Consider the following 20,823-nt stretch of genomic DNA (forward strand, 5'->3'; position numbering starts at 1 on the left):
ATGCGGATCGTCTTCGCCGGTACCCCGGAACCCGCCGTTCCCTCGCTGGCCCGACTGCTCGCCTCGCAGCGGCACGAGGTCGTCGCCGTGGTGACCCGCCCCGACGCGGTGGCGGGTCGCGGGCGCAAGGTGACCCGTTCGCCGGTCGGGTTGCTCGCCGACGAACACGGCATCGAGGTCCTCACGCCAGCCCGCGCCTCCGACCCCGAATTCCTCACCAGGCTCCGGGAACTCGCGCCCGACTGCTGCCCGGTGGTGGCCTACGGCGCGCTGCTGCCGCGCGCGGTGCTCGACGTCCCGCGCCACGGTTGGGTGAACCTGCACTTCTCGCTGCTCCCCGCGTGGCGGGGTGCCGCGCCGGTCCAGGCGGCGATCGCGTCGGGCGACGAGATGACCGGCGCGAGTGCATTTCTGCTGGAGGAGGGCCTCGACACCGGGCCGGTGTTCGGGGTGATGACCGAGCGCATCCGCACCGACGACACCGCAGGCGAGCTGCTGAGCCGGCTCGCGGACGGCGGCGCGGGCCTGCTCGACTCGGTTCTCGACGGTATCGAGGACGCTGTGCTGACTCCCGTGCCGCAGCCGGCGGAGGGCGTCTCGCACGCACCGAAGGTGACGGTGGAATCCGCCCGGATCCGCTGGGATCAGCCGGCGCACGCGGTCGATCGCCTGATCCGGTCGGTCACCCCCGCGCCCGGTGCGTGGACGGAGGTGGGACAGTTGCGGCTCAAGGTCGGGCCGGTGCAGATCACCGACGAGACCCTGGAGCCCGGGCAGTTCCTGGTCCGCAAGGACGGGTGCTACGTCGGGACCGCGACGACCGCGGTTCGGCTGAGTCAGGTTCAGCCGCAAGGTAAGAAGGCCATGGCGGCCGCAGATTGGGCGCGGGGAGCGCGCCTCGACCCCGAGGTGCGTGCACAGTGACCGAATCCCGCAGGCCCGCACGAGGAAAGCGCGATCAGTCGCGAGGCGGTGACAAGCCGGGCGCGAAGGGCGGACCGAACACCCGGCCGCGCCAGGCGGCCAGGCCGAACCCGTCCGCGAGTGGGGTCGATCAGCCCCGGGTGGCGGCGCGTGACGTGCTGCGGGCCGTGCGCGAGCGCGACGCCTACGCAAACCTGGTGCTGCCCGGTCTGCTGCGCGACCGGAAGATGGACGGCCGGGACGCGGCACTGGCGACCGAACTCGCCTACGGGGCGTGCCGCGCGCAGGGCCTGCTGGACGCCGTCATCGCCAGCGGCGCGGGCCGGCCGATCGACGAGATCGACGGCCCACTCCTGGACGTGTTGCGGCTCGGTGCCTATCAGCTGTTGCGCACCCGGGTCGCCCCGCACGCGGCGGTGGCCACGTCGGTGGATCTGGTCCGCAGCGAATTCGGTAGCGGCAAGGCCGGTTTCGTCAACGCGGTGCTCCGCCGGGTGGCGGAGAAGAGTGAGGGCCAGTGGGTCGCCGAGCTCGCGCCCGATGCGACGACGGATCCGGTGGGGCACCTGGCGTTCGAGCACGCGCACCCCGTCTGGATCGCGCAGGCGTTCGCCGATGCGTTGGGGCCCGACGCCGGCGAACTCGAGCGGGTGTTGGCCGCGGACGACGCGCGTCCGGCGGTGCACCTGGTGGCGCGGCCGGGCGAGATCTCCGCGGAGGAGCTCGCCCTCGTGACCGGGGGCGAGATCGGCCCCTACTCGCCGTACGCGGTGCATCTCGACGGCGGCGACCCGGGCCAGCTCGATGCGGTCCGCGAGGGTCTGGCCGGTGTGCAGGACGAGGGCAGCCAGCTCGTGGCGAGGGCGCTGGCGCTGGCGCCGCTGATCGGAGCCGACGGCGGACGCTGGCTCGACCTGTGCGCGGGCCCGGGTGGCAAGGCGGCCCTGCTCGGCGCGCTCGCCGACATCGACGGCGCCCGTCTCGACGCCGTCGAGCCCGCGGAGCACCGGGCCGACCTGGTGCGCAAGACCGCCAGGGGACTGCCGGTCGACGTGCACGTCGCGGATGGCCGAGACCCCGGACTGGCACCCGGGTTCGACCGGGTGTTGGTGGACGCGCCGTGTACCGGCCTCGGCGCCCTCCGGCGTCGCCCCGAGGCGCGCTGGCGGCGTCGGCCCACCGATGTGGCGGCGCTGGTCAAGCTGCAGCGCGAGCTCCTCGCGTCGGCGATCTCGTTGGTCCGGCCGGGCGGGGTCGTCCTGTACTCGACGTGTTCCCCGCACCTGTCGGAGACCGTCGCGGTTGTCTCGGACGCGGTCCGACGACACGGCGTCGTGCCGCTGGACACCAGGGACCTGGTGCCGGGCGTGCCCGAGCTGGGCGACGGGCCGGGCGTGCAGCTGTGGCCGCACCGGCACGGCACCGACGCGATGTTCATGGCCGCGCTGCGCAAGCCCGAGTAGCGAGCGCTCAGCAGCAGTTCGGGTCGAGCACGAGGCGCAGCGCCTCGAGTGAGTCGGCGCGTGCGCGGTAGTAGACGTTCATGCCGCGCCTGCTCGATTCCACCATGCCCGCCTTCTTCAGCTGGGCGAGGTGGTGGCTGGCCGTCGACTCCGTCAGTTCGATCGCGGCGGCGAGGTCGCAGGTACAGGCCTCCCCGTCGGGGCTGGTGAGCAGGATCGACATCAGCTTGATCCGAGTCGGGTCGGCGAGCGCCTTGAGGCGAAGCGCCACGTGCAGCGCGGCCTCGTCCGTCATCGGGCCGGCCGCCACCGGCGCGCAGCAGATGGGTGCGGTGACGTCCAGCAACGGCAGGGCCTTGGGCATGACATCCATCATGCCAGCCCCTTGACATATGTCATAAAGGTGCCACAGTTGTGGGTGAGTAATTCGATATATGTCTCATCAATGGAGGTTCTCATGTCCCGCGTACAGCTCGCCCTCAATGTCGACGACCTGACCGAGTCGGTGGCGTTCTACTCGAAACTGTTCAACACCGAACCGGCCAAGCTGCGCGACGGCTATGCGAACTTCGCCATCGCAAAGCCGCCGCTGAAGCTGGTGCTGCTGCAGAACCCGGGCAAGGGCGGCAGCATCAATCACCTCGGCGTGGAGGTGGAATCGACCGAGATCGTGCACGACGAGATCGCCCGGCTGACCGGCGAGGGCCTGTTCACCGACGAGGAACTCGGCACCACCTGTTGCTTCGCCACCCAGGACAAGGTGTGGGTCACCGGGCCCGCGGGGGAGAAGTGGGAGGTGTACACGGTGCTGGCTGACAGCGAGACCTTCGGCACCGGACCGGCCGCGCTCCAGATGGCAGAGAGCGCCGCGCCCGCGGGCGGGGTGTGCTGTGCGACGTCGGCGGACGAGGCCGCGCCTGCGCAGGGCTCCTGCTGCTGAGGAGTCACCCCTGGTCGAGGTATGCCCGCGCCAGCGTGCTGGGCGCCGATGCCAACCATCCGTCGAGCACGAGGTCCCGCAACCCGTCTCTCGTCGCCGCACTCAACTGGACGAGGACTGCCGGGTAGCCGTCGAAGTGGGGAATCGTGAAGCACGCGTGCGGGTGCTCGGCGAGGGCGGCTTCCTTCTCGTTCAGGTCGGCGGTTCGAACGGCGAGGATGGGCCCGTCCGGGGGCGCGACATCGCCGAACCGTCGGAGGTCGGCATTGCTGAACGGCCGCTCCCAGGCGAATGCCTTCCCGGCGACCGACCACGCGCGGTACCCGTAGTGCTCGCCCTCCGTGACGCCCGGCAGTTCTCGGCACAGCTCCGCTGCATCATCGAGACTCGCCATGGGCGGACGGTACCCGGTCTCGACGCGGAAGCGCGGCAAGCCGGGTGGGACCCGTTCGATCGGCGCTGTTCGCCGTGGCGAATCCGCCGATCGAACGGGTCCGGACAATCAGGCGGGTACGACGGAGATCGTTCCCTTGCAGACCGCCTTCTGGGGATTGATGAATCGCAATCCCGCACCGGTCTCGACGGTGACGGTGAAGGACACCGCTCCGGTTCCTGTCCAGGTTCGGTTGATCGGGATCCCGGGCTTCTGCTGGAAGTTCGCCTCCTCGCTGACGCTGCGGCCGGTGGCTCCCGTCGTCGTGTTGTGCCAGTCGACCAACACCCGCGTGCCGTACCAATTGATCCCGAAGCTCGGGATGAGGCCGGGGGGCGGGGCCGGCAGTTCGTTTCCGCCGCTGAGCAGGATGGCCGGTTCCAGTGCGGGTGCCCCCGGGCGGAGCGACGCGCCCGAAGCGGCCCTGATGTTCCATGTGAACGACGGTGCCCAGAACAGCGGGTTCGCGCTCGAGCACGACATCGACGTCGACGTCGGCGGCGCAGGCTCGGCGTTCGCGACGGCGCCCCCTCCGGCGGTCACCGCGGTACCCAGCCCGAGTGCGGCCAGTGCCGCGGCGCTGACGCGCCGCACCGATTTTCTACTCATGATCACTCCCTGTATCCGATACTGCGAGGATTGAGACGTTTACTGCACCTTTATATTCGAAGACGCAACACAATTCATTACCAATCGTCCGATCGGGAGCGCACCCGCGGCCGCATTCGGCAATCGTGCTGCGCTCCGGACCCACGATCGGCGACAGCGGGCGGGAGGCATCGGCGCACCCACTAAGCTGGCGACTTGTGGCTCACCCGATGATCGCTCCGTCCATTCTTTCCGCGGACTTCGCCCGCCTCGCCGAGGAGGCCGCCGCCGTGGCCGGCTCCGACTGGCTGCACGTCGACGTCATGGATGCGCACTTCGTGCCGAACCTGACGCTCGGGCTCCCCGTCGTGCAGAGCCTGCTCAAGGCGACCGACATCCCGCTCGACTGCCATCTGATGATCGACAACCCCGGCCGCTGGGCGCCGCCGTACGCGGAGGCGGGCGCGCACAACGTCACCTTCCACGCCGAGGCCACCGACGATCCGGTCGCCGTCGCGCGCGACATCAGGGCGGCTGGGGCGAAGGCGGGCCTCAGCGTCAAGCCCGGCACCCCGATCGAGCCGTACCTGGAGATCCTCAAGGAGTTCGACACCCTGCTCGTGATGAGCGTCGAGCCCGGCTTCGGGGGACAGTCCTTCATGCCCGAGGTGCTCAGCAAGGCGCGGGCGGTGCGCAAGCTGGTCGACTCCGGCGAACTGACCCTGCTGGTGGAGATCGACGGCGGAATCAACACCGACACCGTCGAGGCGGCCGCCGAGGCGGGCGTCGACTGCTTCGTCGCCGGCTCCGCCGTCTACGGTGCCTCCGATCCGGCCGAGGCCGTTCGCGCTCTGCGGGCGCAGGCCGCGTCGGCGTCTGCACACCTGACCCTGGCCCAGTAACGTGCCCGGTCCCAGTCGAGCACCCGGACCGGAGGCGACAGCGTCCGAGGTGGCGGCGATGCGGCTCGCCGTGGACGCCTCCGAGCGGGTGCGCGGGACCACCAGCCCCAATCCGCCGGTGGGCGCGGTGATCCTCGACGAGGGCGGCGGGGTCGTGGGCGTCGGGGCGACCAGCCCCGCGGGCGGGCCGCACGCCGAGGTGATGGCGCTGCGGGCCGCCGGCAGCCGGGCCAGGGGCGGGACCGCGGTGGTGACGCTCGAGCCGTGCAATCACCAGGGCAGGACCGGACCGTGCGCGCTCGCCCTGATCGAGGCCGGGGTGTCTCGCGTTATCTACGCGGTGGGTGATCCCAACCCGGAGGCGGCGGGGGGTGCACAGGCCCTGCGATCGGCGGGCGTGGACGTGCTGTCCGGTCTCGGCGCCCGCGACGTCGAACTCGGGCCGCTGCGCGCCTGGCTGCACCGCCAGCGCACCGGCCGATCCCACGTCACCTGGAAGTTCGCCGCGAGCCTCGACGGGCGCAGCGCCGCGGCCGACGGGAGCAGCCAGTGGATCACCGGCCCCGAGTCCAGGGCGCGGGTGCACCAGCAGCGCACCACGCTGGACGCCATCGTGGTCGGCACCGGAACCGTACTCGCCGACGACCCGTGGCTGACCGCCCGGAACCCGGACGGCGGCCTCGCCGATCGTCAGCCGGTGCGAGTGGTGGTGGGGGAGCGCGAGATCCCGGCCTCGGCCCGGGTGCTCGACGACGCAGCGCCCACCCTCGTGTTGCGGACCCGCGACCCCCGGGAGGTGGTCGACGCGCTGGCCGAGCTGCCCGACGTCCTGCTCGAGGGCGGCCCGCATCTGGCCGGCGCCTTCCTCGCGGCGGGATTGGTCGACCGGGTCCTGGCGTTCCTCTCACCGGTACTGCTCGGTGCGGGCGCCGCGGCCGTGGAGGATGCTGGGGTCACGAACATCGCACAGGCGCTCCGGTTTCGGCGTGAGTCGGTCGAGGAGCTCGGCCCGGATCTGCTGCTGAGTCTGACGCCCGGCGACCGGGTCGCGGGAGCCGAGGGCGAGAATGAACCGAACAGCGTCAACAACTGAGGAGCGGACTGAAGTGTTCACCGGGATCGTCGAAGAACTGGGTGAGATCGTGGCCAAGGAGGACCTGGCCGACGCCGCCCGCTTCACCGTGCGCGGCGCGCTGGTGACCTCGGATGCCGGGCACGGGGATTCGATCGCGGTCAACGGCGTCTGCCTGACCGTGGTGGAGGTGCTCGGTGGCGACTCCTTCACCGCCGACGTCATGGCCGAGACGCTCCGCCGGTCCAGCCTCGGCGCCCTGGAGGTCGGCAGCCGGGTGAACCTGGAGCGGGCCGCGGCGCTGAACAGTCGTCTCGGCGGTCACCTCGTGCAGGGCCATGTAGACGCCACCGGAGCCGTCATCAGCCGCTCGCCGTCGGAGAACTGGGAGGTCGTCCGGATCTCGCTGCCCGCGTCGATCGCGCGGTACGTGGTGGAGAAGGGCTCGATCACCGTCGACGGGGTCTCGCTCACAGTGTCCGCCCTCGGCGGCGACGAGAGCGGCGAGTTCTTCGAGATCTCGCTGATTCCCACCACCCTCGAGATGACCACCCTCGGCGGCGCGGCCCCCGGGACCCCGGTGAACCTGGAGGTGGACGTGATCGCCAAGTACGTCGAGCGTCTGCAGACCGCCGGCGGGTAGCCGAATTTCGGGCCCGAGGAGTCGGGGTCGTACTGTTGAGGTGCACTTACGGGTGCACGGAAAGCTATTCATGACTTTGATGGAGCGCACCACGTGACCAGGTTCGACAGTATCGAGCGCGCAGTCGCCGATATCGCCGCAGGCAAGGCCGTCGTCGTCGTCGACGACGAGGACCGCGAGAACGAGGGCGACCTCATCTTCGCCGCCGAGAAGGCGACCCCGGAGCTGGTGGCCTTCATGGTCCGCTACACCTCCGGTTATCTGTGCGTCCCGCTCGACGGCGACGACTGCGACCGGCTCGGCCTGCCGCCGATGTTCTCCAGCAACCAGGACAAGCACGGCACCGCGTACACCGTGACCGTCGACGCCAAGGAGGGCATCGGCACCGGCATCTCCGCGTCCGACCGCGCCGCCACGATGCGCCTGCTCGCGGACCCGAACTCCGGTGCGAACGACTTCACCCGGCCCGGCCACGTGGTGCCGCTGCGCGCCAAGGAGGGCGGCGTGCTGCGCAGGCCCGGTCACACCGAGGCGGCGGTCGACCTGGCCCGGATGGCGGATCTGCGTCCCGCGGGCGTCATCTGCGAGATCGTCAGCCAGAAGGACGAGGGCCACATGGCCCAGACCGACGAGCTCCGGGTCTTCGCCGACGACCACAACCTCGCCATGATCTCCATCGCGGACCTCATCGCTTGGCGCCGCAAGCACGAGAAGCACGTCGTGCGGATCGCCGAGGCCCGGATCCCGACCAACCACGGCGAGTTCAAGGCCGTCGGCTACCAGAGCATCTACGACGAGGTCGAGCACGTGGCCCTCGTCCGCGGCGACCTGGCGGGGCCGGACGGTGACGGCAGTGACGTGCTGGTCCGCGTGCACTCGGAGTGCTTGACCGGAGACGTGTTCGGGTCGCTGCGGTGCGACTGCGGCCCGCAGCTCGACGCGGCGCTGGACATGGTCGCCCAGGAGGGCCGCGGAGTCGTGCTGTACATGCGCGGACACGAGGGCCGCGGCATCGGCCTGATGCACAAGCTGCAGGCGTACCAGCTGCAGGACGCGGGGTCGGACACCGTCGACGCGAACCTGGAGCTCGGGCTGCCCGCGGATGCCCGCGACTACGGCATCGGTGCGCAGATCCTGGTCGATCTCGGCATCTCCTCGATGCGGCTGCTGACGAACAACCCCGCGAAGCGGGTCGGACTGGACGGCTACGGTCTGCAGATCACCGAGCGGGTGCCGATGCCGTTGCGTGCCAACGCCGAGAACCTCACGTACCTGCGCACCAAGCGGGACCGAATGGGTCACGACCTGATCGGACTCGACGACTTCGAGACCGGAGGCGCGGTATGAGCGGCGAGGGGCTGCCGCAGCTCCAGCTCGACGAGGCCAAGGACCTCAAGCTCGCGATCGTGGCCGGACAGTGGCACGCCGAGATCTCCGAGGCGTTGATCGCGGGTGCGCAGCGGGTCGCCGCGCAGGCCCAGATCGAAGACGTCACGCTGGTGCGCGTCGCCGGGGCGATCGAGCTGCCCGTGGTGGCGCAGGCGCTGGCCCGCACCCACGACGCCGTGGTGGCGCTGGGTGTCGTCATCCGTGGCGGCACCCCGCATTTCGAGTACGTGTGCGACGCCGTGACCGCGGGCCTGACCCGGGTCTCGCTCGACGAGGGCACCCCGGTCGGCAACGGGGTGCTCACCACGGACACCGAGCAGCAGGCCAGGGACCGTTCGGGCCTGCCCGGATCGGTCGAGGACAAGGGCGGCCAGGCGTGCGCCGCCGCGCTCGACACCGCGGTCACCCTCCGCCACCTGCGTCAGCCATGGACGGAGCAGTCTTTCCGATGAGTGCCTGGGAGATGGACGTGCGGTCCAAGCGGTCCGCGCGCTACGCGATGGCGGTCGCGGCGGTGTTCGTGCTGGTGTTCATCGTGCTGGCGGTGCTGTTGCGCAGCTCGGCCACCGGCGTGTACTTCCGGCTGATCGACCAGCTCGCGATGGTCGGCATCGGCGCGATCCTCGCGGGTGGGGCGCTGCTGCTGACCCGCCCGCGGCTGCGCGCGAACGCAGAGGGCGTCTCCGTGCGCAACGCGTTCACCGATCGGTTCGTCGAGTGGGACCTGGTGCGCGGCCTGACCTTTCCGGACGGGGCGGCGTGGGCGCGGATCGAGCTGCCCGATGACGAGTACATCCCGGTGATGGCGATCCAGTCGAACGATCGCGAGCACGCGGTGAACGCGGTCAGGAAGTTTCGCGAGCTCGAGTCGAAGTACGCGCAGGCGGACGCCGAATAGACCTGCCGCGCGAGGGAACTGGGCAACCCGTCCCGGTGTCTCCGTGTTTCGTGACACGATTGAACGCGCCATGATCGCTCCACCACAGAGGGAGACGAACAATGTCGGTCGCGAAAGTTCTGGAGATCACCGCAAGTTCCACCGTGGGCACGGACGACGCCGTCAAACAGGGCATCGCGAAGGCCGCGGAGACCGTGCACGGCATCACCGGTGCCTGGGTGAAGGACACCCAGGTGGTCATCGAGAACAACGCGATCACCGAGTGGCGGGTCAACCTGAAAATCACCTTCGTACTCGAGTAGACGCCGCGGCCCCGATCGCAGGCCCGGCGTGCTCCGAGCGCGTCGGGCCGCGGGCGCGCGTGTGTCGGGGGCCTCGGAGCAGGCCGGTTGTGTTCGATCTCACGCTCGGTTCACGACCGAGTTCATCGAGCCGTCATCGGCGTTGCGGCGCAGACGTATTAGCGTGAGACGGGTTCCAGCTTCGGTTGTCCGGCTCCACGCGAGATGGAGGCGCCCGTGGAAGTCCTTCTGGTACTGGCGTGCGGCCCGATCATCATGGCCGCCATCTACATCGCGATCAGCGCGGTGTATCTCGTCGAACTGCGTCGCATCGACAATCCCGGTGCGGCCGAGAAACCCGATGCGGAGCCGATTCCGTGTCCGCGGCTACCCGACGACGTCGCCGGTCACCGCGCCCTCCCGGCGCGGGTCGGCGCCGCCGATCCAGTCCCCGTCTTGACGCGCCAGCACGCTCAGTCCGCTGGACAGCGGGTCCGTCGAAACCTGGTGGCCCATCTCTGTCAACGCCCGCACCAGCGGGTCCGTGGCGCCGTTGTCGGCCGCGTCGATGTTGGGGTGCTCGCCGCCGACGTTCGTCCTCGGTGAGTTCGCGGCACCGAAATCGACCATCGACACCGCCTGCTGCGGATCGAGCTCCCAGTCGAGCATGCCGACCAGGGTCTTGACCACGAACTGGATGATCACGGAGCCGCCGGGAGATCCCACGGCCAACAGCACCTCGCCGCGGTGCCCGTTGCCCCGTTCGAACACCAGGGTCGGGGCCATCGAGCTGCGCGGCCGTTTCCCCGGCTCCACCCGGTTGGCGAGCGGCGAGCCATCCGGAGCGGTGGGCTGCGCCGAGAAGTCGGTCAACTCGTTGTTGAGCAGGAAACCGTCGACCATGTGGAAGGAGCCGAACGCCGACTCGATGGTGGTGGTCATGGCCGCGACGTTGCCGTACCGGTCGGCGACCGTGATCTGGCTGGTGCCGTGGTCGTTGCCCGGCTGTGTACCCATGGGCACCGGGCCGAAGTCGCCCGGCTGGGCGGTGCCCATGCTGCGCCGCGGGTCGATCAGCGCGGAGCGGCCGCGCAGGTAGTCGGGATCGACCAGGGTGTCGGGCGAATTGCCAGGGAGCGGCACGAAGTCCGAGTCGGCGACGTACTTGTCCCGGTCGGCGTAGGCGAGCCGCTCCGCTTCGGCGATCAGGTGCACGCCGGTGGCGTCGGGCTCGCCGCCGTCCGCGTCGAGCGCCGACGGCGGGTACGCCGACAGGTCGAAGTTGCTGAGGATGCCCAGTGTGGCGGCCACGGCGGTGCCGCCGGAGGATGGGCTCGGCATTCCGCACACCTCGCGCCCCCGGTAGTCGGTGCACAGCGCGGTGCGCTTCTTGGCCTGGTATCCGGCGAGGTCCGCGGTGGTCATCGCGCCCGGTGTGCGACCGCCGCTCGGGTCGGCGGTCGCGGTCACGATCGCCTCGGCGATCGGCCCCGTGTAGAACGCGTCGGCACCCCCCGTGGCGATCGCCCCCAATGTCTTCGCCATCGCCGGGTTCGTCAGCACGGTGCCCGCCGGTTTCGGTGACCCGTCCGGGTTCAGGAAGTACGCCCGCGCGTCCTCGTCCACGGCCAGATCCCGGGCGGAGTCCGCGATCTGGCCCGCCATCCGGGGACTGATCTCGACCCCGTTGTCCGCGAGCTCGATCGCGGGCTCGAACAGGGTGTCCCAGGGCTGCTTTCCGTGTTCGCGGTGGCTCGCCTCCAGCATGCGTAGGACCCCGGGAACGCCGATCGAGCGGCCGCTCGCCCGCGCTGTGGGCGTCGGTTCGGTGCGGTTGGTGTCGTCGATGAAGCGCAGATAGTTCTCGGTGGCCGCCATCGGCGCGGTCTCGCGGCCGTCGTAGGCGTCGACGGCCCCCGTCGCCGCGTTGTGGTACAGCAGGAACGCGCCGCCGCCGATGCCGGACGATTGCGGCTCGACCAGACCGAGCACGGTCTGGGCGGTGATCAGCGCGTCCGCGGCGGTACCGCCGTCGGCGAGCACCCGGCACGCGGCCTCGGTCGAGACGGGGTTCGCGGTGGACACCGCGAATGTCGCGGTCGTCACCGGAGTCATGTCCGAGCGGTAGCCGGTGGCGATCTCCGGGTTGGTGGACAGGTTCGCACTGGTGGGGCTGGTGGGGGAGTCGGGCTCGGGGACGGCCGCGACCGGGGTGCCGTTCGGCTGGATGGCGCACACGTCGGCGTCGCTGCCGGGCAACGAACATCCGGCGGCCAGGGTCAGGGACAGGACCGCCGCCGTCGCCGTTGCGAGGCGCAACGCATCGCCCGTTCTCACACCGATCACCCCGCACGAGAGGCCTTGTGCTGCGTCTACCGACGCTAGCAGGCCGACGGGCCTCGGTGCGGCCGTCCGGGGTGGTCGGTGGGGACGACTAACCTGGTGGTGTGCCCGATCCAGCCACCTATCGCCCCGCCACGGGAACCATTCCGGTGGCCCCCGGCGTCTACAAGTTTCGCGATCCTCACGGACGGGTCATCTACGTCGGCAAGGCCAAGAGCCTCCGGAGCCGGCTGAACTCCTACTTTGCGGATGTCGCGTCGCTGCATCCGCGCACGCGGCAGATGGTCACGACCGCGGGCAGCGTCGAATGGACGGTGGTCGGCACCGAGGTCGAGGCGCTGCAGCTCGAGTACAACTGGATCAAGGAGTTCGACCCCCGCTTCAACGTCCGCTATCGGGACGACAAGACCTACCCGGTGCTGGCGGTGACCCTGGGCGAGGAGTTCCCGCGGTTGTTCGTGTACCGAGGTCCGCGGCGCAAGGGGGTGCGGTACTTCGGTCCGTACTCGCACGCCTGGGCGATCCGGGAGACGCTGGACCTGCTGCTGCGGGTGTTCCCGGCGCGCACCTGCTCGGCCGGTGTGTTCAAGCGGCACAACCAGATCGGCAGGCCCTGCCTGCTCGGCTACATAGACAAGTGCTCGGCGCCGTGCATCGGCCGGGTCAGCGCGGAGGAGCACCGGCGCATCGTCGAGGACTTCTGCGACTTCCTGGCCGGGCGCACCGACAAGCTGGTGCGTGAGATCGAGGCGAAGATGCTCCGCGCGTCCGACGACCTGGACTTCGAGAGTGCGGCGCGTCTGCGCGACGATCTCGGGGCGCTGCGCAAGGCGCTCGAGAAGCAGGCCGTGGTGCTCGGCGACGGGACCGACGCCGATGTCGTCGCGTTCGCGGCCGACGAGCTCGAGGCCGCCGTCCAGGTTTTCCACGTCCGTGGTGGCCGGGTGCGCGGTCAGCGCGGCTGGGTGGTCGAGCGTTCCGGGGAGAGCGGACCCGAGGATCTCGTCGAGCAGTTCCTGACCCAGTTCTACGGCGAGCAGGCCGCCATGACCGACCAGCCCGGACTGACCGCGGACAAGAACACGGTGGTGCCGCGCGAGGTCCTGGTGCCGGTGCTGCCGCCGAACGCCGAGGAACTCCAGGTCTGGCTGAGTGGTCTGCGCGGTTCGTCGGTGACGCTGCGGGTTCCGCAGCGCGGCGACAAGAAAGCGCTCGCCGAGACGGTCCAGCGCAACGCCCAGGAATCGCTCGGACAGCACAAGCTCCGCAGGGCGGGCGATCTCACCTCGAGATCGGCGGCGCTGCAGGGGATTCAGGATGCACTCGACCTCGATCAGGCGCCGCTGCGCATCGAGTGCGTGGACATCAGTCACGTGCAGGGAACCGACGTGGTGGCCTCGTTGGTGGTCTTCGAGGACGGCCTGCCCCGCAAGTCCGACTACCGGCACTACTCGATCAAAGAGGCTGCGGGGGAAGGTCGTTCGGACGACGTCGCCAGCATCGCCGAGGTCACGCGCCGACGGTTCCTGCGACACTCCGCCGATGCGGCCGCGGCCACCGACGGCCCCGAGTTCGGGGGGGCGTCGGAAGGGGGAGATCAGGCGCCCGAGGCAGCACTCGACCCGCAGACGGGCAGGCCGAGGCGGTTCGCCTATCCGCCGAACCTGTTCGTCGTCGACGGTGGCGCCCCGCAGGTCGCGGCCGCGGCGGCCGTCCTCGACGAGCTGGGTATCACCGACGTCGCGGTCGTCGGCCTCGCGAAGCGGCTCGAGGAGGTTTGGGTGCCTGGGGACGCGGACCCGGTGATCCTGCCGCGGACGAGTGAGTCGCTGTACCTGTTGCAGCGGGTGCGCGACGAGGCGCACCGGTTCGCCATCACCTTCCACCGCAGCAAGCGGTCCCGGCGGATGACGGCCTCGGCGCTCGATTCCGTCCGGGGGCTCGGCGAGGCCAGGCGCACTGCGCTGGTCACCCACTTCGGGTCCGTGGCCAAGCTCAAGCAGGCCACCGTGGAGGAGATCACGGAGGTCCCGGGGATCGGGATCACCACCGCGAAGGCGGTGCTCGTCGCGCTCGGCGCCGAACCGGATTCGACCGTGGCCGGGACATCATCGGGCGCGGATGAACCGGTGGTGGACGCCGCGGTGGGGGATGATGGTCGCAGCGTGAGCGCCGGAGCGGCGCACGAGGACGAGTTCGGGGGCTCCGACCAGCACGGAAACGGACTGAGGAGGGCGGGAGTCGAGTGAGTGACCTGACCGGGCAGGGGGAGTCGGACATGGAGGTGGCGCTGGTCACAGGCCTGTCCGGTGCCGGAATGGGTACCGCGGCGAAGGTGCTCGAGGATCTCGGTTGGTACGTCGCGGACAATCTGCCGCCGGAACTGATCTCCCGGATGGTCGACCTCGGGCGCGAACAGGGGTCGCGGATCCCCAAGCTCGCCGTGGTCATCGACGTGCGGAGCCGGCGGTTCACCGGCGATCTCGTCTCCGTGATCAAGGAGGTGGAGTCCAAGACGGCACGCACCCGTGTCCTGTTCCTCGAGGCCACCGACCAGGTGCTGGTGCGGCGGTTCGAACAGGTCCGACGCAGCCACCCGCTGCAGCAGGACGGCGTCGACGGCACGCTGATGGAGGGGATCGAGGCCGAGCGGGCGCAACTCGCCCCGGTCAAGGCCGACGCCGATCTCGTGATCGACACCTCGTCGCTGTCGGTGCACGAGTTGCGCCAGAAGATCGAGTCCGCGTTCGGTGGGGAGACGACCGGCGCGATCGCGGTCACCGTGCAGTCCTTCGGCTTCAAGTACGGGCTACCGATGGATGCGGACCTCGTCTGCGACGTACGGTTCCTGCCGAACCCGCACTGGATCCCGGAGTTGCGTGAGCACACCGGCCGCGACGCTGCCGTGAGCGACTACGTCCTCGCCCAGGAGGGCGCCAGGGACTACCTGGACACCTACCGGCATTTGTTGGAGCTGACAACCAACGGATACCGTCGGGAAGGCAAGCGTTACATGACAATTGCGGTGGGATGCACCGGCGGGAAGCATCGGAGTGTGGCAATGACAGAGGCCCTAGCGGGCATGCTGGCGCGGGAGCAGGGTATGACCGTCAAGGTCATGCACCGGGACCTGGGGCGCGAATGACGTCCGACTCCCTCACGGCGGCTCCCGGCGACCCCACGATCGTCGCCCTCGGTGGTGGTCACGGCCTCTACGCCACCCTCGGCGCCGCCCGCCGGGTGAGCTCCGATGTCACCGCGGTCGTGACGGTCGCGGACGACGGTGGCTCCTCGGGCCGGCTGCGGTCCGAGCTCGGTGTGATCCCGCCCGGCGACCTCCGCATGGCGCTGGCGGCGCTGGCCGCGGACACCCCCGAGGTGCGGACGTGGACGGCGACCCTGCAGCACCGCTTCGGCGGCACCGGCGCGCTCGCGGGCCACTCCGTGGGCAACCTCATCCTCGCCGGGCTCAGCGAGGTGCTGGGCGATAGCGTCGCCGCCCTCGACGAGATGGGCCGGATGCTCGGCATCCACGGACGGGTGCTGCCGATGTCCCCGATCGCGCTCGACATCGAGGCCGACGTGGTGGGGCTGGAAACGGATCCACGGGTGAGCCGCTGCATCCGCGGGCAGGTGGCCGTCGCCACCACCCCCGGAAAGGTGCGGCGGGTGCGGTTGCTGCCGCCGGATCCGCCCGCGTGCCCCGACGCGGTGGCCGCGATCGAGCGGGCCGACCTGGTGCTCCTCGGTCCCGGGTCCTGGTTCTCCAGCGTCATCCCGCACATGCTGGTGCCCGAGTTGGTGCAGGCCCTGATGGAGACCGGTGCACGCAAGACGCTGATCCTGAACCTGGTGGCCGAGCTCGGCGAGACGACGGGGTTCTCCGCGGAGCGGCACCTGCACGTACTGTCCCAGCATGCGCCGGAGCTGACGGTCGACGACATCGTGGTCGATTCGGCGTCGGTGCCGGAGGGCAGTGAACGCGAATATCTCCATCGGGCCGCCCAGCTCCTGGGTGCGGCCGTGACCTACGCCGACGTTGCGGACAACGGCGGTGCGACGCACCACGCGGGCAAGCTCGCCGCGGTCCTCGACCGCCTCGCAGCTGCGGCGCCGAAGAAACGCCAGACAACCCCCGGAAGGGAGACCACTTCGTGGCAATGACAGCGGAGGTCAAGGACGAGCTGAGCCGGCTTGCGGTGACCCAGGTCTCCGCCCGTAAGGCCGAGGTCTCGTCCCTGCTTCGATTCGCGGGCGGGCTGCACATCGTCGGTGGGCGCGTGGTGGTCGAGGCGGAGGTGGATCTCGGGAACACCGCGCGCCGGCTCCGCCGCGAGATCTTCGACCTGTACGGCTACGCGTCGGACGTGCACGTGCTCGGTGCGGGCGGACTGCGCAAGAGCTCCCGCTACATCGTTCGGGTGGCCAAGGAGGGTGAGGCGCTCGCGAGGCAGACCGGGCTGCTCGACCTTCGCGGACGTCCGGTGCGCGGGCTGCCTGCCCAGGTCGTCGGTGGCAGCGTCGTCGACTCGGAGGCGGCGTGGCGTGGTGCGTTCCTCGCGCACGGTTCGCTGACCGAACCCGGTCGCTCGTCCGCGCTGGAGATCAGCTGCCCCGGTCCGGAGGCGGCACTGGCCCTGGTCGGTGCGGCCCGCCGGCTCGGCGTGGCGGCCAAGGCCCGGGAAGTCCGCGGAACCGATCGGGTGGTGGTGCGCGACGGCGAGGCGATCGGCGCGCTGCTCACCCGGATGGGTGCCCAGGACACGCGACTGACCTGGGAGGAACGGCGGATGCGCCGCGAGGTCCGGGCCACCGCGAACAGGCTGGCGAACTTCGACGACGCGAACCTGCGGCGGTCGGCGCGGGCAGCGGTCGCGGCCGCAGCCCGGGTCGAACGGGCACTGGAGATCCTCGGCGACGACGTGCCCGACCATCTCGCCGCGGCGGGCAGCCTGCGGGTGCAGCACCGGCAGGCCTCGCTTGAGGAACTCGGCCAGCTGGCCGATCCGCCGATGACGAAGGACGCGGTCGCAGGCCGGATCCGGCGCCTGCTGTCGATGGCGGACCGCAAGGCGAAGGACACGGGGATCCCGGACACCGAGTCCGCGGTGACCGCCGACCTGCTGGACGAGGCGTAGCGCAGCGGACACCGAGGCGTAGCGAACCTGGCGTATCGAGCTTCACCTCGGGCGCAGTGGGTGATCCATCCCACTGGGCCACCTGACTTTGCGCCCCGCGCGGCGCACTAGTGTGGGGCACACATCTGATCGATGAACACTGAAAATGGTCAAAGGAGCGAATTGTGACTGTCCGGGTAGGCGTGAACGGCTTCGGTCGTATCGGACGTAACTTCTTCAGGGCCGTCGACGCGCAGAAGGCGCTCGGCACCACCGACATCGAGATCGTCGCGGTCAACGACCTGACCGACAACGCGAGCCTCGCCCACCTGCTCAAGTACGACTCGATCCTGGGCCGCCTGCCGCACGACGTCTCGCTCGAGGGCGACGACACAATCGTGGTCGGCGATCAGAAGATCAAGGCCCTCGCGCACCGCGGCCCGCTCGGCGAGCTGCCCTGGGGCGACCTGGGCGTCGACGTCGTCGTCGAGTCCACCGGCATCTTCACCGACGCCGAGAAGGCGAAGGGCCACCTCGAGGCCGGCGCCAAGAAGGTCATCATCTCCGCGCCCGCCAAGGGCGAGGACATCACCATCGTGATGGGCGTCAACGACGACAAGTACGACGGCAGCCAGAACATCATCTCCAACGCCTCGTGCACCACCAACTGCCTCGGCCCGATCGCCAAGGTCCTCGACGACGAGTTCGGCATCGTCAAGGGCCTGATGACCACGGTCCACGCGTACACCCAGGACCAGAACCTGCAGGACGGCCCGCACAGCGACCTGCGTCGCGCCCGCGCTGCCGCGCTGAACGTCGTCCCGACCGGCACGGGTGCGGCCAAGGCCATCGGCCTGGTGCTCCCGCAGCTGCTCGGCAAGCTGGACGGCTACGCCCTGCGAGTGCCGATCCCCACCGGCTCGGTCACCGACCTCACCGCGAACCTGGCGAAGTCCGCTTCCGTCGCTGACATCAACGCCGCGATGAAGGCCGCCGCCGAGGGACCGCTCAAGGGCATCCTCAAGTACACCGAGGCGCCGATCGTGTCCTCGGACATCGTCACCGACCCGCACTCCTCAATCTTCGACGCGGGCCTGACCAAGGTGATCGACGACCAGGTCAAGATCGTCTCCTGGTACGACAACGAGTGGGGCTACTCCAACCGTCTGGCGGACCTCATCGGTCTCGTCGCCAAGTCCCTCTGATCGACGTGGCTGTTCAGACACTGAAGGATCTGCTGGACGCCGGGGTCGCCGGCCGCACCGTCCTGGTGCGCTCGGACCTCAACGTCCCGCTGGACAACGGCACGATCACCGACCCGGGTCGCATCATCGCGTCCGCGCCGACCATCCGCACGCTGGCCGAGGCGGGCGCCAAGGTCATCGTGATGGCGCACCTGGGCCGTCCCAAGGGCGAGCCCGACGCGGCGCTCTCCCTGGCCCCGGTCGCGGCCAGGCTGGGCGAGGAGCTCGGACGCAACGTGCAGCTGGCAGGCGATGTCGTCGGACAGGATGCGCTGGCGCGTTCCGAGGGACTCACCGACGGCGACGTGCTCCTGCTGGAGAACATCCGTTTCGATCCCCGTGAGACCAGCAAGGACGACGCTGAGCGGGAATCGCTGGCCAAGGCGCTCGTCGAGCTGGTCGACGGCGACGGCGCGTTCGTCTCCGACGGATTCGGTGTGGTGCACCGCAAGCAGGCGTCGGTCTACGACGTGGCGAAGCTGCTGCCGCACTACGCCGGCACCCTGGTCGCCACCGAGGTCGAGGTGCTCCAGAAGCTGACCGAGGATTCCGAGCGGCCGTACGCGGTGGTGCTCGGCGGCTCGAAGGTCTCCGACAAGCTGGCCGTGATCGAGGCGCTGGCCACCAAGGCCGACACCCTGGTCATCGGTGGCGGCATGTTCTACACCTTCCTCGCCGCGCAGGGGGTGTCCGTCGGTAACTCGCTGTGCGAGGAGTCGATGATCGACACCTGCAAGTCGCTGCTCGAGCGGTACGCCGACGTCATCCACATCCCGCAGGACGTGGTGATCGCCGACTCGTTCTCCGCCGACGCGGAGGCGAAGACGGTGTCCGTGTTGGAGATCCCGGACGGCTGGATGGGCCTGGACATCGGACCGGAGTCGGTGGAGCGCTTCGCGGCGATCCTGTCCGGCGCCAAGACGGTGTTCTGGAACGGGCCGATGGGCGTGTTCGAGTTCGAGAAGTTCTCGGCGGGCACCAAGGGTGTCGCCGAGGCGATCATCGGGGCCACCGGCAAGGGCGCGTTCAGCGTCGTCGGCGGCGGCGACTCGGCCGCGGCCGTGCGCCTGCTGGGCCTGCCCGAGGACGGCTTCTCGCACATCTCGACCGGCGGCGGCGCCTCCCTGGAGTATCTCGAGGGCAAGAGCCTTCCGGGCATCGAAGCGCTGGAGGGCTGAGCGATGGCACGTAAGCCGCTCATCGCGGGCAACTGGAAGATGAACCTCAACCATTTCGAGGCCATCGCCCTGGTGCAGAAGCTCGCGTTCTCGCTGCCCGCGAAGTACTTCGACAAGGTCGACGTGACGGTGATCCCGCCGTTCACCGACATCCGCAGCGTGCAGACGCTCGTCGAGGGCGACAAGCTCCTGCTCACCTACGGTGCACAGGATGTCTCGGCGCACGATTCCGGCGCGTACACCGGCGAGATCAGCGGTGCCATGCTCGCCAAGCTGGGTTGCACCTTCGCGGTGGTGGGCCACTCGGAGCGGCGCACCCTGCACTGGGAGTCGAACGAGACGGTGCTCGCCAAGACCAAGGCGGCGCTGAAGAACGGTCTGACCCCCATCGTGTGCATCGGTGAGGGCCTGGAGATCCGCGAGGCAGGCAACCAGGTGGAGTACAACCTGGAGCAGCTGCGTGGATCCCTGGCCGGGTTGTCTGCGGACGAGATCTCCAAGGTCGTCGTCGCGTACGAGCCGGTGTGGGCGATCGGCACCGGCCGGGTGGCGACTCCGGCGGATGCCCAGGAGGTCTGCAAGGCGATCCGCGGCGAGCTCACGACGCTGGCGTCGGCCGAGGTCGCGGCGGGCGTTCGCGTCCTCTACGGCGGTTCGGTGAACGCGAAGAACGTCGGCGAGATCGTCGGTCAGCCGGACGTGGACGGCGCCCTCGTGGGCGGCGCCTCACTCAAGGCGGACGAGTTCGCGACGCTGTCGGCGATCGCGGCGGGCGGTCCGCTGCCGTGAGCGGCACATCGAAACTGCCCTGATCTGAGAGCACACCGACGAACGCCGGTGGGTGCGTGGTCCTCGGACCTGCGCTCACCGGCGTTTTCTGTGTCACGGGGTAACATGTAGTGCACGTCGACCAGAGGAGCATGCCGGTGAAGTTCGAGGAGATCCCCGCGGTGAAGAAGATCGGGGTCGAGGTGCTGAAGGCGCATCAGTGGGTGTACGAGCGTACGAACGGCCGGATCGGCCACCGCATCCTCGGTGTGCCCTGCCTGCTGCTCGACACCGTCGGCGCCAAGACCGGCCAGGCGCGGGTCAACAGCCTCACCTACGTGCGCGACGGACAGGACTATGTCGTGGTCGCCTCCAACGGTGGCGCGGCGCGGTCGCCCGGGTGGTACTTCAACCTGAAGGCACGTCCGGACGCCTCGATCCGGGTCGGCACCACCACCGTGCCGGTCACTGCGCGTCTGATCGGGCCCGACGACGCGGACTACTCGCGGTTGTTCGCCGCCGCGGACGCGAACAACGGCGGCCGCTACAGCGGCTACCAGCGGCACACCTCGCGGGCGATCCCGCTGGTGGTACTCGCGCCCCGGTAGCGAAACGCGCAAACGCCGGTGGGCGCGTGGCT

At 69.9% G+C, this 20,823-nt stretch carries 22 protein-coding genes; 18 read left to right on the forward strand and 4 right to left on the reverse strand.

Features of this window, described 5'->3' with window-relative positions; translation table 11 throughout:
* Positions 1 to 924: a methionyl-tRNA formyltransferase gene (fmt, locus tag ACFQS9_RS20605; protein WP_378408056.1), complete on the forward strand. Its 924-nt coding sequence runs from the start codon at positions 1 to 3 to the stop codon at positions 922 to 924.
* Complete coding sequence (locus tag ACFQS9_RS20610) at positions 921 to 2,387, forward strand: RsmB/NOP family class I SAM-dependent RNA methyltransferase (protein WP_378408058.1); 1,467 nt, start codon at positions 921 to 923, stop codon at positions 2,385 to 2,387. The genes fmt and ACFQS9_RS20610 overlap by 4 nt, the downstream gene beginning before the upstream one ends.
* 7 nt (positions 2,388 to 2,394) lie before the next feature.
* Here ACFQS9_RS20610 and ACFQS9_RS20615 read toward each other — a convergent pair whose 3' ends face one another.
* Entirely contained in the window at positions 2,395 to 2,751 is a 357-nt protein-coding gene (locus ACFQS9_RS20615) for an Rv2640c family ArsR-like transcriptional regulator (RefSeq protein ID WP_378408321.1), read from the reverse strand.
* A 93-nt stretch (positions 2,752 to 2,844) separates the two neighbouring features.
* Between ACFQS9_RS20615 and ACFQS9_RS20620 the strand changes: the two genes are divergently transcribed.
* Complete coding sequence (locus ACFQS9_RS20620) at positions 2,845 to 3,327, forward strand: ArsI/CadI family heavy metal resistance metalloenzyme (RefSeq protein WP_378408060.1); 483 nt, start codon at positions 2,845 to 2,847, stop codon at positions 3,325 to 3,327.
* Between the two features lie 4 nt (positions 3,328 to 3,331).
* Here the strand turns inward: ACFQS9_RS20620 and ACFQS9_RS20625 are convergent, their stop codons facing one another.
* The gene (locus tag ACFQS9_RS20625; RefSeq protein ID WP_378408062.1) at positions 3,332 to 3,721 is read right to left on the reverse strand and encodes an MmcQ/YjbR family DNA-binding protein; all 390 of its coding nucleotides are present in this window, start codon (positions 3,719 to 3,721) and stop codon (positions 3,332 to 3,334) included.
* A gap of 108 nt (positions 3,722 to 3,829) precedes the next feature.
* Entirely contained in the window at positions 3,830 to 4,369 is a 540-nt protein-coding gene (locus tag ACFQS9_RS20630; protein WP_378408064.1) for a hypothetical protein, read from the reverse strand.
* A 197-nt stretch (positions 4,370 to 4,566) separates the two neighbouring features.
* Here ACFQS9_RS20630 and rpe point away from each other — a divergent pair, with 197 nt between their 5' ends.
* The 7 genes from rpe (at position 4,567) to ACFQS9_RS20665 (ending at position 9,554) form a co-directional block, all read left to right on the forward strand.
* Positions 4,567 to 5,250: a ribulose-phosphate 3-epimerase gene (rpe, locus tag ACFQS9_RS20635; protein ID WP_378408066.1), complete on the forward strand. Its 684-nt coding sequence runs from the start codon at positions 4,567 to 4,569 to the stop codon at positions 5,248 to 5,250.
* A gap of 58 nt (positions 5,251 to 5,308) precedes the next feature.
* The gene (gene ribD / locus ACFQS9_RS20640) at positions 5,309 to 6,343 is read left to right on the forward strand and encodes a bifunctional diaminohydroxyphosphoribosylaminopyrimidine deaminase/5-amino-6-(5-phosphoribosylamino)uracil reductase RibD (protein WP_378408068.1); all 1,035 of its coding nucleotides are present in this window, start codon (positions 5,309 to 5,311) and stop codon (positions 6,341 to 6,343) included.
* A 13-nt stretch (positions 6,344 to 6,356) separates the two neighbouring features.
* Positions 6,357 to 6,965: a riboflavin synthase gene (locus tag ACFQS9_RS20645; protein ID WP_378408070.1), complete on the forward strand. Its 609-nt coding sequence runs from the start codon at positions 6,357 to 6,359 to the stop codon at positions 6,963 to 6,965.
* A gap of 93 nt (positions 6,966 to 7,058) precedes the next feature.
* Positions 7,059 to 8,312, forward strand: a complete 1,254-nt coding sequence (locus ACFQS9_RS20650; RefSeq protein WP_378408072.1) for a bifunctional 3,4-dihydroxy-2-butanone-4-phosphate synthase/GTP cyclohydrolase II — start codon at positions 7,059 to 7,061, stop codon at positions 8,310 to 8,312.
* Positions 8,309 to 8,806 (forward strand): 6,7-dimethyl-8-ribityllumazine synthase, encoded by a 498-nt coding sequence (gene ribH, locus ACFQS9_RS20655; protein ID WP_378408074.1) that lies wholly within the window; start codon positions 8,309 to 8,311, stop codon positions 8,804 to 8,806. The genes ACFQS9_RS20650 and ribH overlap by 4 nt, the downstream gene beginning before the upstream one ends.
* Positions 8,803 to 9,252, forward strand: a complete 450-nt coding sequence (locus ACFQS9_RS20660; protein WP_378408076.1) for a PH domain-containing protein — start codon at positions 8,803 to 8,805, stop codon at positions 9,250 to 9,252. The genes ribH and ACFQS9_RS20660 overlap by 4 nt, the downstream gene beginning before the upstream one ends.
* Before the next feature lie 101 nt (positions 9,253 to 9,353).
* Positions 9,354 to 9,554 (forward strand): dodecin family protein, encoded by a 201-nt coding sequence (locus ACFQS9_RS20665; protein ID WP_378408078.1) that lies wholly within the window; start codon positions 9,354 to 9,356, stop codon positions 9,552 to 9,554.
* A 366-nt stretch (positions 9,555 to 9,920) separates the two neighbouring features.
* Here ACFQS9_RS20665 and ggt read toward each other — a convergent pair whose 3' ends face one another.
* A complete protein-coding gene (gene ggt / locus ACFQS9_RS20670) occupies positions 9,921 to 11,876 on the reverse strand; it encodes a gamma-glutamyltransferase (RefSeq protein ID WP_378408323.1) in 1,956 nt (651 codons plus the stop codon).
* Positions 11,877 to 11,980: 104 nt separating this feature from the next.
* Here ggt and uvrC point away from each other — a divergent pair, with 104 nt between their 5' ends.
* The 8 genes from uvrC (at position 11,981) to ACFQS9_RS20710 (ending at position 20,791) form a co-directional block, all read left to right on the forward strand.
* The gene (gene uvrC / locus ACFQS9_RS20675) at positions 11,981 to 14,125 is read left to right on the forward strand and encodes an excinuclease ABC subunit UvrC (RefSeq protein WP_378408080.1); all 2,145 of its coding nucleotides are present in this window, start codon (positions 11,981 to 11,983) and stop codon (positions 14,123 to 14,125) included.
* Positions 14,126 to 14,154: 29 nt separating this feature from the next.
* Positions 14,155 to 15,021 carry an RNase adapter RapZ gene (rapZ, locus tag ACFQS9_RS20680; RefSeq protein ID WP_378408325.1) on the forward strand — a complete coding sequence of 289 codons (867 nt, stop codon included), beginning with the start codon at positions 14,155 to 14,157 and terminating at the stop codon, positions 15,019 to 15,021.
* Entirely contained in the window at positions 15,018 to 16,040 is a 1,023-nt protein-coding gene (locus tag ACFQS9_RS20685; RefSeq protein ID WP_378408082.1) for a gluconeogenesis factor YvcK family protein, read from the forward strand. Before rapZ ends, ACFQS9_RS20685 begins: the two co-directional genes overlap by 4 nt.
* The gene (gene whiA, locus ACFQS9_RS20690) at positions 16,031 to 17,014 is read left to right on the forward strand and encodes a DNA-binding protein WhiA (RefSeq protein ID WP_027499697.1); all 984 of its coding nucleotides are present in this window, start codon (positions 16,031 to 16,033) and stop codon (positions 17,012 to 17,014) included. Before ACFQS9_RS20685 ends, whiA begins: the two co-directional genes overlap by 10 nt.
* Before the next feature lie 164 nt (positions 17,015 to 17,178).
* Positions 17,179 to 18,198, forward strand: a complete 1,020-nt coding sequence (gap, locus tag ACFQS9_RS20695) for a type I glyceraldehyde-3-phosphate dehydrogenase (protein ID WP_378408084.1) — start codon at positions 17,179 to 17,181, stop codon at positions 18,196 to 18,198.
* Between the two features lie 5 nt (positions 18,199 to 18,203).
* Positions 18,204 to 19,415: a phosphoglycerate kinase gene (locus ACFQS9_RS20700; protein WP_027499699.1), complete on the forward strand. Its 1,212-nt coding sequence runs from the start codon at positions 18,204 to 18,206 to the stop codon at positions 19,413 to 19,415.
* Between the two features lie 3 nt (positions 19,416 to 19,418).
* Positions 19,419 to 20,204 carry a triose-phosphate isomerase gene (gene tpiA, locus ACFQS9_RS20705; RefSeq protein ID WP_378408087.1) on the forward strand — a complete coding sequence of 262 codons (786 nt, stop codon included), beginning with the start codon at positions 19,419 to 19,421 and terminating at the stop codon, positions 20,202 to 20,204.
* A 137-nt stretch (positions 20,205 to 20,341) separates the two neighbouring features.
* Positions 20,342 to 20,791 (forward strand): nitroreductase family deazaflavin-dependent oxidoreductase, encoded by a 450-nt coding sequence (locus ACFQS9_RS20710; RefSeq protein WP_378408089.1) that lies wholly within the window; start codon positions 20,342 to 20,344, stop codon positions 20,789 to 20,791.
* The last annotated feature ends 32 nt before the right edge of the window (positions 20,792 to 20,823 follow it).

This window comes from Rhodococcus daqingensis (assembly GCF_042665615.1).
In the GTDB taxonomy this organism is placed as follows: Bacteria; Actinomycetota; Actinomycetes; order Mycobacteriales; family Mycobacteriaceae; genus Rhodococcus_G; species Rhodococcus_G daqingensis.

What these genes read in the sequence shown, in the direction of transcription:
- fmt (WP_378408056.1), top strand. Translation starts at nt 1, where the DNA reads ATGCGGATCGTCTTCGCCGGTACCCCGGAACCCGCCGTTCCCTCGCTG.
- ACFQS9_RS20615 (WP_378408321.1), bottom strand. Translation starts at nt 2,751, where the DNA reads ATGCCCAAGGCCCTGCCGTTGCTGGACGTCACCGCACCCATCTGCTGC.
- ACFQS9_RS20620 (WP_378408060.1), top strand. Translation starts at nt 2,845, where the DNA reads ATGTCCCGCGTACAGCTCGCCCTCAATGTCGACGACCTGACCGAGTCG.
- ACFQS9_RS20625 (WP_378408062.1), bottom strand. Translation starts at nt 3,721, where the DNA reads ATGGCGAGTCTCGATGATGCAGCGGAGCTGTGCCGAGAACTGCCGGGC.
- ACFQS9_RS20630 (WP_378408064.1), bottom strand. Translation starts at nt 4,369, where the DNA reads ATGAGTAGAAAATCGGTGCGGCGCGTCAGCGCCGCGGCACTGGCCGCA.
- ribD (WP_378408068.1), top strand. Translation starts at nt 5,309, where the DNA reads ATGCGGCTCGCCGTGGACGCCTCCGAGCGGGTGCGCGGGACCACCAGC.
- ribH (WP_378408074.1), top strand. Translation starts at nt 8,309, where the DNA reads ATGAGCGGCGAGGGGCTGCCGCAGCTCCAGCTCGACGAGGCCAAGGAC.
- ACFQS9_RS20660 (WP_378408076.1), top strand. Translation starts at nt 8,803, where the DNA reads ATGAGTGCCTGGGAGATGGACGTGCGGTCCAAGCGGTCCGCGCGCTAC.
- ACFQS9_RS20665 (WP_378408078.1), top strand. Translation starts at nt 9,354, where the DNA reads ATGTCGGTCGCGAAAGTTCTGGAGATCACCGCAAGTTCCACCGTGGGC.
- rapZ (WP_378408325.1), top strand. Translation starts at nt 14,155, where the DNA reads ATGGAGGTGGCGCTGGTCACAGGCCTGTCCGGTGCCGGAATGGGTACC.
- ACFQS9_RS20685 (WP_378408082.1), top strand. Translation starts at nt 15,018, where the DNA reads ATGACGTCCGACTCCCTCACGGCGGCTCCCGGCGACCCCACGATCGTC.
- tpiA (WP_378408087.1), top strand. Translation starts at nt 19,419, where the DNA reads ATGGCACGTAAGCCGCTCATCGCGGGCAACTGGAAGATGAACCTCAAC.